13 protein-coding genes are annotated in these 16264 nt (G+C 70.3%); 4 read left to right on the forward strand and 9 right to left on the reverse strand.

Going from position 1 to position 16264, the window contains the following annotated elements; genetic code table 11:
• Positions 1-108: 108 nt before the first annotated feature.
• Positions 109-915 carry a Stp1/IreP family PP2C-type Ser/Thr phosphatase gene (locus tag GXY47_05845; protein NLV30662.1) on the reverse strand — a complete coding sequence of 269 codons (807 nt, stop codon included), beginning with the start codon at positions 913-915 and terminating at the stop codon, positions 109-111.
• A 125-nt stretch (positions 916-1040) separates the two neighbouring features.
• Between GXY47_05845 and GXY47_05850 the strand changes: the two genes are divergently transcribed.
• Positions 1041-2816: a hypothetical protein gene (locus GXY47_05850; protein NLV30663.1), complete on the forward strand. Its 1776-nt coding sequence runs from the start codon at positions 1041-1043 to the stop codon at positions 2814-2816.
• A 1-nt stretch (position 2817) separates the two neighbouring features.
• On the opposite strand, the gene GXY47_05855 is transcribed toward GXY47_05850, so the two are convergent.
• The 5 genes from GXY47_05855 to GXY47_05875 form a co-directional block, all read right to left on the reverse strand.
• Positions 2818-4479: a PEGA domain-containing protein gene (locus tag GXY47_05855; GenBank protein ID NLV30664.1), complete on the reverse strand. Its 1662-nt coding sequence runs from the start codon at positions 4477-4479 to the stop codon at positions 2818-2820.
• Positions 4480-4726: 247 nt separating this feature from the next.
• Entirely contained in the window at positions 4727-6103 is a 1377-nt protein-coding gene (hydA, locus tag GXY47_05860; protein ID NLV30665.1) for a dihydropyrimidinase, read from the reverse strand.
• A 66-nt stretch (positions 6104-6169) separates the two neighbouring features.
• On the reverse strand, positions 6170-7480 hold the full coding sequence (locus tag GXY47_05865; protein NLV30666.1) for an adenylosuccinate lyase: 1311 nt from the start codon (positions 7478-7480) through the stop codon (positions 6170-6172).
• A 20-nt stretch (positions 7481-7500) separates the two neighbouring features.
• Positions 7501-8286 (reverse strand): MBL fold metallo-hydrolase, encoded by a 786-nt coding sequence (locus GXY47_05870; GenBank protein NLV30667.1) that lies wholly within the window; start codon positions 8284-8286, stop codon positions 7501-7503.
• Between the two features lie 3 nt (positions 8287-8289).
• Entirely contained in the window at positions 8290-9558 is a 1269-nt protein-coding gene (locus GXY47_05875; protein NLV30668.1) for an insulinase family protein, read from the reverse strand.
• A 99-nt stretch (positions 9559-9657) separates the two neighbouring features.
• Between GXY47_05875 and rlmN the strand changes: the two genes are divergently transcribed.
• Positions 9658-10716 carry a 23S rRNA (adenine(2503)-C(2))-methyltransferase RlmN gene (gene rlmN, locus GXY47_05880; GenBank protein NLV30669.1) on the forward strand — a complete coding sequence of 353 codons (1059 nt, stop codon included), beginning with the start codon at positions 9658-9660 and terminating at the stop codon, positions 10714-10716.
• Here rlmN and pgeF read toward each other — a convergent pair.
• Positions 10700-11488: a peptidoglycan editing factor PgeF gene (gene pgeF / locus GXY47_05885; GenBank protein ID NLV30670.1), complete on the reverse strand. Its 789-nt coding sequence runs from the start codon at positions 11486-11488 to the stop codon at positions 10700-10702. The two genes, rlmN and pgeF, sit on opposite strands and share 17 nt — an antisense overlap.
• Here pgeF and GXY47_05890 point away from each other — a divergent pair.
• Both GXY47_05890 and GXY47_05895 read left to right on the forward strand, forming a co-directional pair.
• Positions 11454-11834 carry a holo-ACP synthase gene (locus GXY47_05890; GenBank protein ID NLV30671.1) on the forward strand — a complete coding sequence of 127 codons (381 nt, stop codon included), beginning with the start codon at positions 11454-11456 and terminating at the stop codon, positions 11832-11834. The two genes, pgeF and GXY47_05890, sit on opposite strands and share 35 nt — an antisense overlap.
• Before the next feature lie 16 nt (positions 11835-11850).
• Positions 11851-13671 carry a U32 family peptidase gene (locus tag GXY47_05895; protein NLV30672.1) on the forward strand — a complete coding sequence of 607 codons (1821 nt, stop codon included), beginning with the start codon at positions 11851-11853 and terminating at the stop codon, positions 13669-13671.
• 27 nt (positions 13672-13698) lie between these two features.
• On the opposite strand, the gene GXY47_05900 is transcribed toward GXY47_05895, so the two are convergent.
• Both GXY47_05900 and GXY47_05905 read right to left on the reverse strand, forming a co-directional pair.
• Positions 13699-15240 (reverse strand): hypothetical protein, encoded by a 1542-nt coding sequence (locus tag GXY47_05900; protein ID NLV30673.1) that lies wholly within the window; start codon positions 15238-15240, stop codon positions 13699-13701.
• Between the two features lie 100 nt (positions 15241-15340).
• Positions 15341-16261 carry a VOC family protein gene (locus tag GXY47_05905; protein NLV30674.1) on the reverse strand — a complete coding sequence of 307 codons (921 nt, stop codon included), beginning with the start codon at positions 16259-16261 and terminating at the stop codon, positions 15341-15343.
• Positions 16262-16264: the final 3 nt, after the last annotated feature.

Genomic DNA, 16264 nt, shown 5'->3' on the forward strand with positions numbered 1-16264 from the left:
TTTCCGTTAACGTTGCATCGAAAGGGTTTGAGAATTACGCACCGGGTGGGGGGCGGCCTGTGGAAAATTCCGCCCGTCCTCGTCCTATCGGCTGGGGGCCCGGGAGGGTTACGTTCCGGTCAGGATGCGGACGACGACGGCGGTGATGTTGTCCGGCCCCCCCGCCTCGTTGGCCGACCGGACCAGGCGCCGGCAGGAGTCCTCCGGGGAGGCGTCCGGCCCGGCGAGGATCCGCCCGATCTCCCCGTCCCCGAGCACGTCGGTCAGCCCGTCGGAGCAGAGGAGGTAGAGGTCCCCTTCCCGGCAATCGGCGGAGCGGAGGTCCACCTCGACGTCGGGGTGGGTGCCGATCGAGCGGGTGACGAGGTGCTTGTGGGGGTGGCGGACGATCTCGTCCTTGGAGAGGATCCCGTTTTCGTACAGCGGCCAGACCAGGGAGTGGTCGCGCGTCAGCTGCTCGAGAACCCCCTCCCGCAGGAGGTAGGCGCGCGAGTCCCCCACCTGGGCCACGTGGTAGCGGGGCCCGTCGAAAAGGAGCGCCGTCAGGGTGGTGCCCATCCCGCGGTACTCGGCGCGCGCCCGCTGCGTCTCGTACACGCGCGCGTTGGCCTGCCGCACGGCCGAGCCGAGAGTCTTTCCCGCATCCCCGGCGGCGCCGGCGGCATCGATGGCGTCGTGCACGACCGAGGCCGCGATCCGGCTGGCGACCTCGCCGGCGGCGTGCCCCCCCATCCCGTCGGCCACCAGGAAAAGGCGGTTCGGGCCGTCGACGACGAACGCGTCCTCGTTGGAGGCGCGCACCCTCCCCTGATCGCTCAGCACCCCGAATTCGATGTGCACTCGGCATACCCCGGCGTCCGTGATGGGGCCGGTCCGCCGCCCGCGCGGCGGCCGGTCCAGGACGCTGTTCATCATACCCCGCTTTCGGCCCGAACGACACCAAAACCATGGGGCGAAATCGCACCCGTTCACCGGCCGCGGACACCCGGCCGGCTTGAGCCGTGTGCTATGATATCGCAAACCACAGGCACGAGGCCCATATGATCCCAAGCCATAAAAACATATTCCGGTTTCTTTCCCTTCTCCTGCTGCTCGGGGGCGTCGCCCTCCCCGCCGCGGCCGGGGTTTCCCGCGCCGTCCAGCAGGAATACCGGGAACGCTACGAGAACAAGGCGATGGTGCTGAAGGTCCCCCTGTACGGCGACCGGCAGACGGTGCGCATCACGGGCCCGGGCTATCGCGTCGAGCCGGGGTCCGGGACCCCGCGCTTCAAGGTGGGGGACCAGCTGCGGGTCATGGAAGTCTCCTTCTCGGGGGACCAGGTCCGTTTCCGCCTGAGCCCCGTCACCACTTCCGAGACGGTCGAGCTCTCCTTCCAGTTCGACGCCGGCCTCGAGGACGATTTCCCCAACCGGAAGGTGTTCGACCAGGCGCTCGGGGCCGTCCTCACGGAGGGGCTCCGGTACACCGAGATCGACGACGCCCGGCGCCGATTCGTGACCGGCCATTTCGAACGGTCGGTGCGGGAACTGGCGGAGGCCGCCTCCATCAGCCGTGACGCGGCGCTCGAGCAGATCGCCCCGCTCCTCCCCGCCTACCAGCAGGCGAAGCGGGAAACCGCCTCGCTGGAGGAACGGCTCCGGAAGATATCGGCCCAGCTGGAAGCCGCCCGGGGCGAGAACCGCGAGCTCCAGGCGCAGGTCGGGAACCTCGAGGCGGAATCCTCCCGCCTGAAGCGCTCGAGCTCGGAGCTGGAGCAACGGATGCGCGCCTCCTCCTCCCAGATTTCGCGCCTGGGGGAGGAACTGCGGGCGGCCCAGGGGACGGCCCAGGGGTACCAGAAGGAGTTGGCGGAAATCCAGCGCTCGCTGAACCTGAAGGCGGAGGCGGGCAAGGACCTCTCCAGGCAGATCGCCGAACTGGGCCGGGCGCTGCGCACCCTGCAGGGGGAAAAGGAGACGCTCACGGGGAAGGTCGCCTCGCTCGAGAAGGAGCTCGCGTCCCGCGCGGCGGCCGCCGCGCGCCTCGGGGACGAAATCACCGAGCTCCGGCGGGGTAACGCCGACCTGGAGAAGACCATCCGGACGCTGACCTCGAAGGAGGATTCGCTCGCCCGGCGGTACCTGGAGCTCAAGAACGAGAAGGAAAAGCTGGACGACTTCGCCGCGGGCGTCCGGGCGCTGCGGACGCGGCTCGTGGAGGAGAAGGACTCGGACGGCTTCCGCACCGGCAAGGCGGAGGTGCTCGTCAACGACCTGGTCATCGGCTCCCTCGAATGGAGGATCCCCGCCGCGGTCGCGCGCGGCCGGGGGGCGGAGGCGGAAGCCGCGTTCACGGCCGAGTCGATCGATTACGTGCGCGCCACGCCGGAGGAAAAGCGCGTGCTCCGCTCCCTGGTCGACCCGCTCCGGGTCCGCATCGGCCTCGACCCGGGGGCCGCGGCCCTCCGGGCGGAGGCGGGGCCGGGGGAAGCGGTCCGGGAGGTCCGGGAGCGGGAGCGCTCCCTCTGGACATGGACGCTGCACAACCAGGGAACCCGCGACGCCCGGCTCCGCTTTTCGGTCCGCCTGGTCCACCGTGGCGGCGGGGAGATCGAGCTCTTCGACCGCGAGCCGGTGCTCGAAGCCTCGGACGCGCTGCGCCGCGTGCGCGATGCCCTGCGCCCGGTCCCCCTGGCCGTCGGCGCGGTCCTGGGGTTTCTCCTCTTCGGCATCGTCGGCGTGTTCCGGCGCCCGGGCCGTCCCCGCCCGCCCGCCCCGCGTTCCGGCACGCGCGCGGAACCCGGGCCGGACCCCGCCCACACGAAAGGGCTGTGACTCACTCCACCTTGCCGCCGACGATGATCTGGCGGGTGGAGGAGATCCAGGCGCGGATGCGCTCGGAATCGCCGGCGTTGAGGAAACGGAAGTTGTATTTCCGGTTGTCGCGGGTCCGGACCGACATCTGGTCCCCCTCGATCGCGAAGTGGCGCATTTCGCGGTAGGACTCGTAGAAGCTGTGGTCGGTCTCCGACGTCCGGTATTCCATCCCCTGCTCCGAGAAATGGAGGTTCCCCCGGCAGCTCGAAAACGCGTGGCGGTGCTCCACCGGGTAGGAATGCTTCATGACGGCGGCGGCGCGGTCCCGGTCCCTCAGGTCCTGGATCATGGACAGGAGGCGCTCGGGGGTGTACGAATCCGCCCCCCCGAGTTCACGGGCCCGGACCAGGTGCGCCTCGGCCCGCCCGAGGTCGTTGCGGTGGTAGTCGTAGAGCAGGCCCAGGTTCAGGTGCGCCAGGACGTTGCGCGGGTTCAGTTGGAGGCTCTTCTCGAAATTCAGGATGGCGGTATCGAGCTGCTTCCGGTTCTGGTGGCTGGCGCCGATGTAGAAGTAGGCCTCGTCGCTCGCCGGCTCCGACTTGAGATATTCGCCCCACTCCGCGATCGATTTTTCGTAGGCGCCCGCGCGAAAGGACTGGAGCGCCGACTGGCGCAGCGCGGTGACCCTGGCGCGCGATTCCTTTTCCTCGCTCTTCTGCCGCTCGGTCTGCGCCGCCTCCGCGAGCCGGGACTCGACCGTCTCCAGGCGGGCGCGGCTGTAGGTGTCCTCGGGGAAATACTGGAGCATCGCCCGGAAATCGGCGCGCGCCCCGGCCCAGTCGGAAGCGGCGATCTTGGCGTCCCCGCGGTTCTGCATCAGCTCCTTGAGGTGCGCGATCGCCTCCCGGATGTAGCCGTTGTTCGGGTCGAGACGCTGGATGCTCCGGATGGCGTCGAGCGCGTTGTCCCGGTCGGGGGGGAGGAGGCTGCCGACCTTCATGGCCGCCTCGGCCCGGGCGCGCCACCGGGCGATCTGCTCCTCGCGGTCCTGCACTCTCGCGTCGAGCCTGGCCGCGATCTCCTCGAGGCGCTCCCCGATGGCGCCGTCCTCCGGGAAAAGGAGGAGGAGGTTCTTGTACTGCTTTTCCGATTCCAGCCAGTCCTCCCGCGCGTAGGCCAGTTCGGCGCGCCGGCGGAAGGTGTCGGCCAGCCGGGCGCGGGTGTCGGCCGCGTCCTTGTTGGCGGGGTCGATCTCGAGGATCCGGTCGACGAAATAGAGAACGTTGTAGTCCTCGGGCGGGGGGAGCAGGATGTTGTCCTTCAGGGCGCCGTCCAGCTTCCGGCCGAGCGCTTCGATTTCCGCCAGCTGTTCGTTGCTGAGCCGGGGAACCACGGGCTCCAGTTCCCAGTGCACGCTTTCGGTCGCATACGGGATCACCATCACCTGCCGGGTCTGCTCCCGGTACCCCTCGAGCCGGACCCCCACCTGGTGCCCCCCGCTCGGCAGGTTCCCGATCGAGAGGGGCGACGTCCCCCTCACCTTGCCGTCGATGGAGACCAGCGCCCCCGCGGGGGTGGTCTTGACCGTCAGCCCCCCGAACTTCGGCTTCCAGTACTGGTAGAGGAAGGCGGCGGTGAAGGCGACCATCCCGAGGAGGACCAGGACCGCAAACCCCGTCATGAGGGTGCGCACCCTGATCTGGGCCGGCCTCCGCGGCCCCCCCTTCGGCGCCCCCCCGCCGGACGGGCCCCCGCCGGACGGGCCCCCGCCGGGCGGACCCCCGCCGGGCGGGCCCCCGGCCAGGGACCTCCCGTCGACGGGGCAGAAGGAGAATTCCTCCGGGTACTCTTTACCGCACTCTGGACACTCTCTGGTCAAAGCCGCTCCCTGTCGGTTGTCGATGCCTCATCGGCGGCGGGCCGCCCCGTCACGGCACCTTGAAACGGGCCGCGGGGAGGAACTCGCCCTGCCCGGCGCGCCCGTGGACCTTGTTCTCCCGCGCGATCACCTTCCCCCGCTGCAGCACCATCCAGGGGGTCCCGCGCAGGTTCATCCCCTCGTAAGGGGTGTAGTCGGAGCGCGAGAGGCTCGTGGCCTTCGAAAGGGTGACCTCGGCCGCGGGATCGAAGAGGATCATGTCGGCGTCGCTCCCCACCGCCAGCGTCCCCTTGCGCGGGAAGAGCCCGAAAATCTTGGCCGGCGAGGTGCTCACCAGGTCGACCAGGCGGTTGGGCGAGATCCTCCCCGCGGCGACGCCGGCGGAATGAAGGAGGGACACCCGCTCCTGGATCCCCGCGAACCCGCGCGGGGCCCTGGTGAAATCCTCCCTCCCGAGGTCCTTCTGCCCCGCGTAGTGGAACGCCCGGTGGTCGCTCCCGACCGAGTGGATGTCGCCGCTCGAGATCGCCTTCCAGAGGACGTCGGCGTGCCAGGAGGGGCGCAGCGGCGGGATGCAGGTGTACTTCACGCCGTCCGGCTCCTCGTACCGGTCGCTCGCGAGCACCAGGAAATGGGGGGAGGTCTCGGCGTAGACCACCTGGCCGCGGTCCCGGGCCGCCTTGACCTTCTCGATCGCGTGCGCGGAGGAGATGCCGCTCAGGTAGATGGGGGCCCGGGCCATCTCGGCGATGCTGATGGCGCGGGCGGTCGCCTGGGCCTCCACTTCCGGCGGCCGGGCCTCGGGAAGGTACCGGGCCGACGTCTTCCCCTCCGACGCCAGCCGGCCCAGGTAGGTCCGGATGATCTCCCCGTTCTCGGCGTGCAGGCAGACGATCGCCCCGGCGCCGCGGGCGCACTCGAGCAGTTCCAGCAGCCGGCCGTCGTGGATGTACCGTTCGCCCCACCCGTCGAGCCGGGCGTGAAAGCTGGTGACGCCGGCGGCGACCATGGCGGGGATTTCCTCGAGGATCCCCGGGGTCACCTCGCTGAGCGCGATGTGAAAGGCGTAGTCCACCACCGAACGCCCGGCCGCCTTCTCCTTCCATGTCTCCAGGGCCCCGGCCAGGGTCCCCCCGGGGACCTGTTCCGCGTAATCGATCACGGTGGTGGTCCCCCCGGCGGCGCCCGCCGCGGTCGCGCTCTCGAAATCGTCGACCGTCGTCATGCCGTCGCACTCGACGTCGAGGTGCGTGTGCGCGTCGACGGCCCCCGGCAGCACCCACTTGCCCGTCGCGTCGATGATCTCGTTGGCGATCTTGGATATCTCCCCCCCGATTTCGCACACCCTGCCGTTCTTGACCAGGATGTCGGCCCGGTAGGTGTCGGTGGCCGTGATGATGGTTCCGTTCTTGATCAGTGTCGTCATCTGGTTCTCCCGCGTGCGTGGCCCGGCCGATAATTTCCGGATTATATCAAAGTGAGCGGGCGCCTGTCAGCGGCCCTGTTCGGCCCCGTCGAAGACCCGGGCGAAGACGGCGTCGACGTTGCGCAGCTGCAGGTCGGGGTTGACGACCGCGCGCACCTCCTCCGCGTCGAGGACCCGGGTGATGTCGGGGTCCCCGGCGAGGACCTCGAAAAAGTCCCGGTCCTCGTCCCATACCTTCATGGCGCAGCGCTGGACCCAGCGGTAGGCCTCCTCCCGCAGCACCCCCTTGCGGGTCAGGTCGAGGAGCAGCTGCCCGGAATAGGCCAGCCCGCGCGTCAGCCCGATGTTTTTGAGCATGCGGTCGGGGTGGACCACCAGCCCCGACACGATGCGCGTCATCGCCCGGAGCATGTAGCAGAGCACCGAGGTGGCGTCGGGGAGGATCACGCGTTCGGCGGAGGAGTGGGAGATGTCCCGCTCGTGCCAGAGCGCGACGTTCTCGAGCGCCGTGACCGAGTACCCCCGCAGCAGGCGGGAGAGCCCCGAGACCTGCTCGCACTTGACCGGGTTCCGCTTGTGCGGCATCGCCGAGGACCCCTTCTGCCCGGAGGCGAAAGGCTCCTCCGCCTCCCGCACCTCGGTCCTCTGCAGGTGGCGGATCTCGGTGGCGAACTTGTCGAGGGAGCTCCCGGCGATGGCGATCGCCGAGACGTACTCCGCGTGGCGGTCCCGCTGCAGCGTCTGGGTGGACACGGGCGCGGGCACGAGCCCCAGCCGCTCGCACACCCGCGCCTCCACGTCCGGGTCGAGGTGCGCGAAGGTCCCCACCGCCCCCGACAGCTTGCCGACGGCCATCGTCTCGGCCGCCCGCCGCATCCGCTCCCGGTTGCGCCGCATCTCGTCGTACCAGACCGCCAGCTTGAGCCCGAAGGTGGTGATTTCGGCGTGCACCCCGTGCGTGCGTCCCATCATGAGGGTCCGCCGGTGCTCCAGGGCGCGGGCGCGGATGGCGTCCGCGAGCGCATCCATCGCCTCGAGGATCCTGGCGCTCGCCTGCAGGAGCTGCACCGCGCGGGCGGTGTCGACCACGTCGGTGGAGGTCAGGCCCCAGTGGATGTAGCGGGATTCGGGCCCCACGTGCTCGGCCACGCTGGTGGTGAACGCGATCAGGTCGTGGTGCGTGACCGATTCGATCTCCCTGATCCGGGGGACGGAGAACGCCGCCTTCCGCTCGATGACGTCCATCGCCTCGCGCGGGATCCACCCCTTTTCGGCCAGCACGCGGCAGGTCTCCAGCTCCACCAGGAGCCAGGTCCGGAACATGTTCTCCTCCGACCAGATCTCGGCCAGGTCCCCGGGCATATAACGATCGATCATGGTTCTCTCCTCCAGCTTCTTCAGTATCGGAACGTCGGGCCGATCCTGTCCGGGTGGGCCAGTTCGATCCGGGTCTGCGGCGCCTGCGGCCCGGCGCGCTCCTCCAGGGCCCTCCGGGCCGACAGCAGCGCCAGTTCGGGAAGGTTGTTCTGTTTGCTGAGGTGGGCCAGCACCACCACCGCCGCCCGGCCGTCGAAATCGTGCGCCAGGTAGTGCGCCACCGAATCGTTGGAAAGGTGGCCGCGCCGGCTCATCACCCGCTGCTTCAGCGCCCAGGGGTAGGGCCCCACCTTGAGCAGCCGCTCGTCGTGGTTCGACTCGAGCACGATGGCGTCGGAGCCGCGCAGCCGCTCCAGGACGAGGTTCGAAAGAAACCCCAGGTCGAGCGCGATCGAGATCCTCACCCCGTCCTTCTCCAGGACGAAGCCGAGCGGGTCGGTCGCGTCGTGGGGGACCGAAAAGCCGGTGACGCCGATCCCCCCGATCTGGAAACCTTCGCCCGGGCGGATCGACCGGAGCCTGCGTTCGTCGAGCCGCAGGCCCGAACCGCCGAACGCCTCCTCCGTCATGAAGACGGGGATGTCGAGGCCCTTGGCGAAGGGGCCGACCCCCCGGCAGTGGTCGCCGTGCTCGTGGGAGATCACGATGGCCGACACCCTCTCCGGTTCCAGCCCGATTTCACGCAGCCTGCGCGCGGTTTCCCGCCCGCTCAGCCCGACATCGACCAGGATATGGGTCTCCCCGTCGCTCACCAGGGTGGCGTTGCCCGAACTGCCGCTTCCCAGCACCGTGAAACAGAGCCCCATCGGTCACGCACCCGCGGGCGCAGCCCCGAAGTCCGCGCCGGCCCCGCTGCCGAGGGCGGTCAGGGCGAGGGAGGGGGGATCGAACACGCGGCCGGCCAGGGCGCGGATCTCCCGCGCCGTGACCCGGTCGACCGCTTTCAGGATCTCCTCCGGTTCCTGGCACTTCCCGTGATACATCATCTGCTGGGCCAGGTGCGTCATCCGGTTGCCGGAACTCTCCAGCCCCAGCATGATCGAACCCTTCAGGCACTCCCGGGCGCGCTCGAGCTCCCCGTGCGCCACCGGCCGCTCCCTCAGCCGGCGCAGCTCCCGGAGCGTCAGCTCCACCACCTCCGCCGCCCGGGCGGGGGCGCACCCGGCGTAGACCACGAGCGAGCCGGTGTCCCGGTAGAGGTTCAGCATCGAGTAAATGGAATAGACCAGCCCCCGCTTTTCGCGGATGTTCTGGAACAGGCGGGAGCTCATCCCCCCCCCGAGGACGCTCGAGAGGAGGTAGGCGGCGTACCGCTCCCCGGAAACGACGGGGGGGGACACCGTCCCCAGGCAGAGGTGCGTCTGCTCCAGGTGCCGCTTGCGGCGCACCCTCCGCCCCGGGCAGGCTTCGGGGGGCGCCCCCGCGTCGGCCGCGGCGCCCGGGGCCAGGGCGGAGAAATGGCGCTCCGCCAGGGCCTGGACCTCCCGGTGGTTGACGTTCCCCGCGACCGCGACGAGGATGTTGCCGGCCGTGTAGTGCTCCCGGAAGAACCTGCGGACGTCGGCGCGCGAGATCGCCGCCACCGTTTCCTTGGTGCCCGATATGGGCCGGCCGAGGGGGTGCCCCTTCCAGAAATGCTCCAGGTGCATGTCGAGGACCAGCTCCTGGGGGGAGTCCTCGACCATGTTGATCTCCTCGAAGATCACGTTGCGCTCCCGCTCGATCTCCCGCGCGGGGAAGGTCGGGTGGAGGACGATGTCGGACAGGAGGTCGAACGCCAGCGGCAGGTGCCTGTCCATCACCCGGGCGTAGTAGCCGACGTACTCCTTTTCGGTGAAGGCGTTGAGCTCGCCCCCCACCGAATCGATCGCGGCGGCGATGGCGGCGGCCGAGCGGGTGCGCGTCCCCTTGAAAAGGAGATGCTCGATGAAATGGGAGATCCCCGCGTGATGGGCCCTTTCGGCCCGGGAGCCGCACCGGACCCAGACCCCCAGCGACACCGAGCGGAGCTGGGGCATGGCCTCGGAAACCACGACGAGACCGTTGGGGAGCACCTTTTTCCGGACGTCCATCCGCATGACCGTATTACTTACCACAACGGCGGAGCGGCGGCCAGCCTCAAACGGCGCCCCGGCACTCGAAGAGGGGGCGCCAAACATGGTATTTTGGAAACGGATATGAAAACCAGGAACGTGGTGGGGATGGACCTCGGGGAGATGGAGGCGGTGGCGGCGGGCCTGGGGGAGCCGCGCTACCGGGCGCGGCAGATCTACGCCGGGGTCTACCGCCGCCTGCGGCGCTCGTGGGACGCCTTCCCCGACCTGCCGAAAACGCTGCGCGCGCGCCTCGCGGCGGAATGTTCCATCGCCTGGCCGCCGCTCGCGGAGACGGCCGCTAGCCGGGACGGCACGCGCCGCTACCTGTTCGAGGTCTCCCCGGGGGCCTGCGTCGAGTCGGTCTTCATCCCCGAGGAGAAGCGGGACACCCTCTGCATCTCGACCCAGGTGGGGTGCGCCCTCGGCTGCCTCTTCTGCGTCACCGGCCGCCGGCCGCTCCTGCGCAACCTTACCCCGGGGGAGATCGCCGGCCAGGTGCTCACCCTCGCGGCCGACCGCGGCACGGCCTCCCGGCGCCTCAACATCGTGATCATGGGAATGGGGGAACCGCTCCTCAACTACGACAACGTCATGGCCGCCGTGCGGCTGATGACCGACCCGGAGGGGATGGCCGTCTCCCCGCGCCGCGTCACCCTCTCCACGGCGGGCGTGGTCCCGGGGATCGAGCGGCTCGCCCGGGAACCGGTCCGGCCCAACCTGGCCGTCTCCCTGAACGCGGCGACCGACGAGGTCCGGGACTGGCTCATGCCCATCAACCGGACCTGGAACATCGCCGCGCTCCTGGACGCCTGCCGCCGTTTCCCCCTGGCCGAGCGGCGCCGGATCACCTTCGAATACGTGCTCGTGGGCGGGGTGAACGACTCCCCCGCCGACGCCCGGGCGCTCGCGCGCCTGCTCCGCGGGCTGCGCCACAAGGTCAACCTGATCCCGCTCAACCCCGACCCGTCGATCGGGCTCGCCCCGCCCGCCGGGGAGCGGGTGCTGGAATTTCAGCAGGTCCTCTCCGCCGCCCGCGTCACCGCGAGCGTGCGCCGCGCCCGGGGGGAGGACATCGCCGCCGCCTGCGGCATGCTGGCGGGAAAGGCGCGCGGGCAGGCGGGGGTCACCCCAGGGCGATGACGGACATCATGCGCCCGGCGGCCGCCCCCTCCCGGCGGTAGGAGAAGAACTCCCGGGGGCGGCACGCCGTGCAGAGGCCCGAGTCGTACCGGCGCGCCCGCGCCACCCCGGCCTCCTCCATCTGCGCGTCGAGCACCCGGGGGAGGTCGAGGAGGAACTTTCCCGGCCGGCCGGGCGCGGGGCGCGCCGCCCCGGGGCAGCCCGCGGCGAAGGCGGCCGCCACCTCGGGCCCGACCTCGAAGCAGCAGGCGCGGATCCCGGGGCCGACGGCGACATGGAGGTCCCCCGGCCGGCTGCCGAATTCCCGGACCAGCGCGCGGAAGGTCTCGGCGAGGACGCCCGCGAGGGTGCCCCGCCAGCCGGAGTGGACCGCGGCCACGGCGCCCGCGACCGGGTCGGCGACCAGGACGGGGAAGCAGTCGGCCGTTCTCACCCCCAGCGCGGCGCCGGGGAAGGCGGCGGCCAGGGCGTCCCCCTCGGGGGGGTCCCACGCGCCGGGCGGTTCCCGCACGACGCACACCCGGCTCGAGTGCACCTGGCGCAGGGTCAGCAGAGGGGAAGCGGCCGCGCCGGCGCGGGTGAAAAAGGCGTGGCGCACCCCCGGGACTCTTTCAAACTCCCGGCAGCTGTAATAAGGTATTCCCCGGGCGTACCGGAGGAGGAAAGCGTCGTGGGGCATCGCCTGAAATAGTGGGGCGGCGCGCCGCCCGCTGTCAACCCGCTTCTCGGAGCCGAGCATGATCGTGGGGACCGGAATCGATATCGTCGACATCCCCCGCCTGCGCAGGATCCTCGGGCGGCCGGGGGAGCGTTTCACCGCGCGGGTGTTCACCCCCTCCGAGCGGGAGTACTGCCTCGGCCACCGCGACCCGGTCCCCCATTTCGCCGCGCGCTTCGCCGCCAAGGAGGCGCTCATGAAGGCGCTGGGGACCGGCTGGGGGAAAGGGGTCTCCTGGCGGGACGCCGAGGTGGTGCGCCGCCGGCCCGCCGCCCCCCTCCTGCTCCTTCACGGCGAGGCCGCGGCGATCGCCGCCTCCCTGGGGGCCTCGGCCGTCCACCTCAGCCTCACCCACGCGGACGGCTGGGCGGCCGCCACGGTGATCCTGGAAAAACGCTGACCGCGGGGAGACGACCATGAAGCCGCTGGAACTGCTCGCCCCCGCCGGGACCCCCGAGATCGGCATCGCCGCCATCGACCACGGCGCCGACGCCGTCTATATCGGCGCCCCGCGCTTCGGCGCCCGCGCCGCGGCCGGGGCCGACCTCGCGGGGATCGAGCGCCTGGTGCGGCACGCCCATTTCTTCCGCGCCCGGGTCTACGTGGCGCTCAACACCATCCTCACCGACGGGGAACTCCCCGAAGCCCTGGGGCTCTGCCGGGAGATCCACGCGCTCGGGGCGGACGGGCTGATCCTCCAGGACGTCGGCCTGCTCGAGCTCGACCTCCCCCCCATCCCCCTGATCGCCAGCACCCAGATGCACAACCACACGCCGGAGCGGATCGCGTTTCTCGAGAAGGTCGGGTTCCGCCGCGTCATCCTGGCGCGCGAGCTGGCGCTCGAGGAGATCGCGGCCATCCGCCGCGCCACGGGCGTCGAGCTCGAGTCCTTCGTCCACGGCGCCCTCTGCGTCAGTTACAGCGGCCGGTGCTACATGAGCCAGGCGGTGGCCGCCCGCAGCGGCAACCGCGGGGTCTGCGCCCAGCCCTGCCGCGGCCGCTACACCCTGCTCGACGGCCGCGGGCGCGTGATCGAGTCCGACCGCCACCTCCTCTCCCTCAGGGACCTCTGCCTGATCGAGGACCTCCCCGCCCTGGTCGGGGCGGGGGTCGCCTCCTTCAAGATCGAGGGGCGCTACAAGGAGATCGAGTACGTCAAGAACGTCACCGCCGCCTACAGCCGCGCGCTCGACGCCTTCATCGCCCGCACGGAGGGCTACCGCCGCGCCTCCTCCGGCCGGTGCGACCTCCGCTTCACCCCCGACCCGCGGAAAACGTTCAACCGCGGCTACACCCGCTTTTTCCTCCATGGCGGCGGGCCGAAGGTCGCCTCGCTCGACACGCAGAAATCGATCGGGGAGCCGGTCGGCGCCGTCACGCGCCTGGGCGACGGCTGGTTCGAGACCGACGGGGCGCGCCTGCAGAACGGGGACGGCCTCTGCTTTTTCACCCGCGCCCGCACCCTCGCCGGCTTCCGGGTGGAGCGGGTGGAGGGGGAGCGCGTCTACCCCTCCGCCATGGAGGGGGTGCGCCCGGGCGCCCGCCTCTTCCGCAACCTCGACATCGCCTTCAACCGGCTCCTCAGGAAGAGCTCCGGGCGGCGCCGGATCGGGGTGGAGATGGATTTCGCGCATGACGGCGACGCCGTCCGCCTCGCCGTCCGGGACGAGGACGGGCACGAGGCCGCGGCGGAGGCCCCCCTCCCCTTCGAACCCCCGCTCGACCCGGAGAAATCGCTCGAGCAGGTGCGGACGCGGCTCGCGGCCACCGGCAACACCCCCTTCGTCGCCACGGAGATCCGCGTCCCCGGCCCGGTCGGCTTCTACCCCCTGAGCTTCCTCAACCGGCTCAAGCGCGACGCGCTCGAGGCGCTCGGGCGGGTCCGGGCCGAAACGTACCCCCGCGCGGAGGCGCCGCTCGTCCCCAACGACGCCCCCTTCCCCGAGCCGCGCCTCGACTACCACTCGAACGTCCTCAACCGCCACGCGCGCCGCTTCTACGAGCGCCACGGCGCCGAGGTGGTCGAGGGCGCTTTCGAGACGCTGGCCGACCCGGTGGGGCGGGCGGTGATGACGTCGCGCTACTGCCTCCGCCGCGAGCTCGACGCCTGCCCCCGCTGCGGCGGCGCGCGCCTCCTCGATGAGCCGCTCCGGATCAGGGACAGCGGCCACACCTACCTTCTGCGCTTCGACTGCGACGCCTGCCGGATGTCGGTCATCCTGGAAAGCAAAAAATAGAGGGCATCCGCATTCCGACGCCGGGAATCAGGGAGTCTTCTTCTGCGCCTTCGCCGCCTCCATCATGCGGGTGAGCGGCCCGATATCGAAGCGGGTGCGGCTGTGCATCCCGCCGTCCCTCATGTCGACCTCCACCGTCATCTTCCCCGACAGCGGGGGGAGCGCCCCGGCGCCGGCACCCGGGGGCGCCAGCGTCCGGATCCCGGCGAAAAGCGCGCCGAGGTCGATCTCCATCAGGGAGGTGGGGCCCGCGGCGGGCACGGGCGCCAAGGCGGCCGTGCGCGCCGCCAGGTCGGCGATCCCGGCGTCGCTCGAGGCGAAGAGGAGGAGGTCGCCCGAGGCCGCCATCCTCATCTCGAGAGGGACCTTTTCGAGCGGGTTGTCCCCCGCCCCGGTCCCGGGGAGCGCCCCGGGGTTCATCCGCAGCCCCACGACCCGCAGCCCGGCCACGGTGCTATCGGCCGTCCGCTCGTAAAGCGCTCCCGCCGGCGCCTGATCCTCTGCCGCGGCCAGCGCCGCCACCCGCCCGGCGTAGCGGTCCAGGAAGGGGAGATAGGTTTTGTCGATATACGCGTCGCCGTCGACCCCCGGGCGCAGGACGTAGATCCCCCTCATCGCGATCCCCTCCCGGTCGATCCGCATCCCGCCGGACATTTCGCCGGTGAACGCTTCGGCCAGCGCCGAGAGTTCCCCCGGATCGAAGCCGAGCCGGCGGTAGAGGCGCCCGTAAACCAGCTCGGCCAGTTCCATCATCCCCGACATCTCCGGGGCGCGCGAGCGGAAGCGCAGCGGCATGTCGGCGGCCACCTCGCCCAACCGCATCTCCCCGCCGGGGTCGACGAAGAGGCGCCCGAGCGCCGTGTCCCGGCCCGCCTCGACGTCCAGGACCAGCGACAGGGCCTCCCCCTCCACCTCCATCCCCAGGCGCAGCGTCTCCGCCTGCCCGAGGAGGCCCAGCATGTCGCCCATCATGGCCCGGATCTCCTCGGGGGGGATCGCGGCGGCCCCGGGCGCCCGAGGAGCCGGCTCCGCTTCCCCGATCTTCGCGAGCGCCGCGTCGAGCTGGGGCTTCATCCGGGCCGCCATGAGGGCGGCGGGAATCTCGAGCACCAGGTTGGCCGGCGGCCGGACGGCCGAGGCCCGCACGAGCGCCTGCTCGAGGGCCGGGTCCACGGCCTGGGGCGCCCCCGGCCTGGGCGGGAAGGAGAGAAGGTAGTACCCTTCCCGCGCGGCGGCGCCGAAGGCCGCCTGGAACTGCGGGTTGGGGGCGGCGTACGGGACCAGCGCCACCAGCGCGGGGCTCGGCCCCCCTTCGAGCACCCCGGCCACCACCGGGCGCGCGGGGTCGAGCCACCCGGTCCCCCCGACGAGGGCGCGCAGCATCCCCACCTGGGCCCGGACGGGCGAATCGGCCGGGGTCAGGGCCTCCACGTCCCGGATCAGCCGCTCCACGTCCCCGATTTTGACGAGGAGCGGGGGCTCCGCGGCCCCGGCCGCGGGGAGGAAGACTCCTGCGGCCAGGGTGAAAAGCAGGCAAAGGACGGCGCACCGGCATCTCTGGTCAGGCATGGCTCCTCCCGAAGGAATATGACAAGTCTTATATCATATTTCCATGATTCCAAAAACCGCGCGCTTAACAAGAGCCGTTGGGTTGAGCGGACCTTTTGGCCTAAAATTTCGCGATTTCAATCTTACGCATTTGCATCATGTTGGCGAACGCGTGCGGTTTGTTCATCAGTTCTTCCATGTTCGCCGGGACCACCTGCCAGCTGACACCGAATCTGTCTTTGCTCCAGCCGCACTGCTCCGCCCCCGGTACCGCCGAGAGTTTTTCCCAGAAGTAATCGATCTCGGCCTGATCCTGACACGCGATCGACAGGGAAATCGCTTCGTTGAAGTTGAAGTCATGCTCGACCCCGCTGTCCATCGCCGCGAACCATTGGCCTGCCAACGTGAAGTCGGCGAACATCAGCGACCCTGACCTGGCCGGACCGGTATCGTCCGCATAACGGGCGAGCGTGCCCAACCTGGCGTCTTCGAATACGGACAGATAATGATGGATCGCTTCCTCTGCGCGGTTGTTGTTTTCGCCTGAGAACATCAGCGACGGTATGACGAAGGGACGCGGCTCGCCGGCGGGGTCGGTCAAAATCAGCTGCCACGTCAGCCCGTAGCGGTCCTTGACCCAGCCATAGCGTTTGCTGAAGGGATAGGCCCCCAACGGCATGAGGGCCTCGCCGCCGTCGATGAGTCTGTTCCACAGCTCCTCGAGGTGCTCGCCCGCCCGCCCGTCACGCGACGGGTCGAAATTCAGCATGAACGAAATCGATGGGTTGAATGCAAACTCCGGCCCGGCGTTGATGGCCACAAACCGAAACCCCCCGACTTCGAAGTCGACGGTCAGCACCTTGCCGGCCAGCCCGAGCTGAAACGCCGCCAACCCCTCCTCGGCGCTTTTCGGGTAATAAATAGTGGAACCCACCTTGCCCTCCGGAAACGCCGACGCGTAAAAACCGGCCGCTTCCTGGGCATTGCCATCGAACCACAAATTCGGAGTGATTTTCTGTTGCATGACGCCCTCCTCCTTCATGCT

Source organism: Acidobacteriota bacterium, assembly GCA_012729555.1.
Taxonomy (GTDB): domain Bacteria; phylum Acidobacteriota; class UBA6911; order UBA6911; family UBA6911; genus UBA6911.

Bases quoted from the DNA above. Each gene is read 5' to 3' on its own strand.
- GXY47_05845 (NLV30662.1), bottom strand. From the start codon at position 915: ATGATGAACAGCGTCCTGGACCGGCCGCCGCGCGGGCGGCGGACCGGC.
- GXY47_05850 (NLV30663.1), top strand. From the start codon at position 1,041: ATGATCCCAAGCCATAAAAACATATTCCGGTTTCTTTCCCTTCTCCTG.
- GXY47_05855 (NLV30664.1), bottom strand. From the start codon at position 4,479: ATGACGGGGTTTGCGGTCCTGGTCCTCCTCGGGATGGTCGCCTTCACC.
- hydA (NLV30665.1), bottom strand. From the start codon at position 6,103: ATGACGACACTGATCAAGAACGGAACCATCATCACGGCCACCGACACC.
- GXY47_05865 (NLV30666.1), bottom strand. From the start codon at position 7,480: ATGATCGATCGTTATATGCCCGGGGACCTGGCCGAGATCTGGTCGGAG.
- GXY47_05870 (NLV30667.1), bottom strand. From the start codon at position 8,286: ATGGGGCTCTGTTTCACGGTGCTGGGAAGCGGCAGTTCGGGCAACGCC.
- GXY47_05875 (NLV30668.1), bottom strand. From the start codon at position 9,558: ATGCGGATGGACGTCCGGAAAAAGGTGCTCCCCAACGGTCTCGTCGTG.
- rlmN (NLV30669.1), top strand. From the start codon at position 9,658: ATGAAAACCAGGAACGTGGTGGGGATGGACCTCGGGGAGATGGAGGCG.
- GXY47_05890 (NLV30671.1), top strand. From the start codon at position 11,454: ATGATCGTGGGGACCGGAATCGATATCGTCGACATCCCCCGCCTGCGC.
- pgeF (NLV30670.1), bottom strand. From the start codon at position 11,488: ATGTCGACGATATCGATTCCGGTCCCCACGATCATGCTCGGCTCCGAG.
- GXY47_05895 (NLV30672.1), top strand. From the start codon at position 11,851: ATGAAGCCGCTGGAACTGCTCGCCCCCGCCGGGACCCCCGAGATCGGC.
- GXY47_05900 (NLV30673.1), bottom strand. From the start codon at position 15,240: ATGCCTGACCAGAGATGCCGGTGCGCCGTCCTTTGCCTGCTTTTCACC.
- GXY47_05905 (NLV30674.1), bottom strand. From the start codon at position 16,261: ATGAAGGAGGAGGGCGTCATGCAACAGAAAATCACTCCGAATTTGTGG.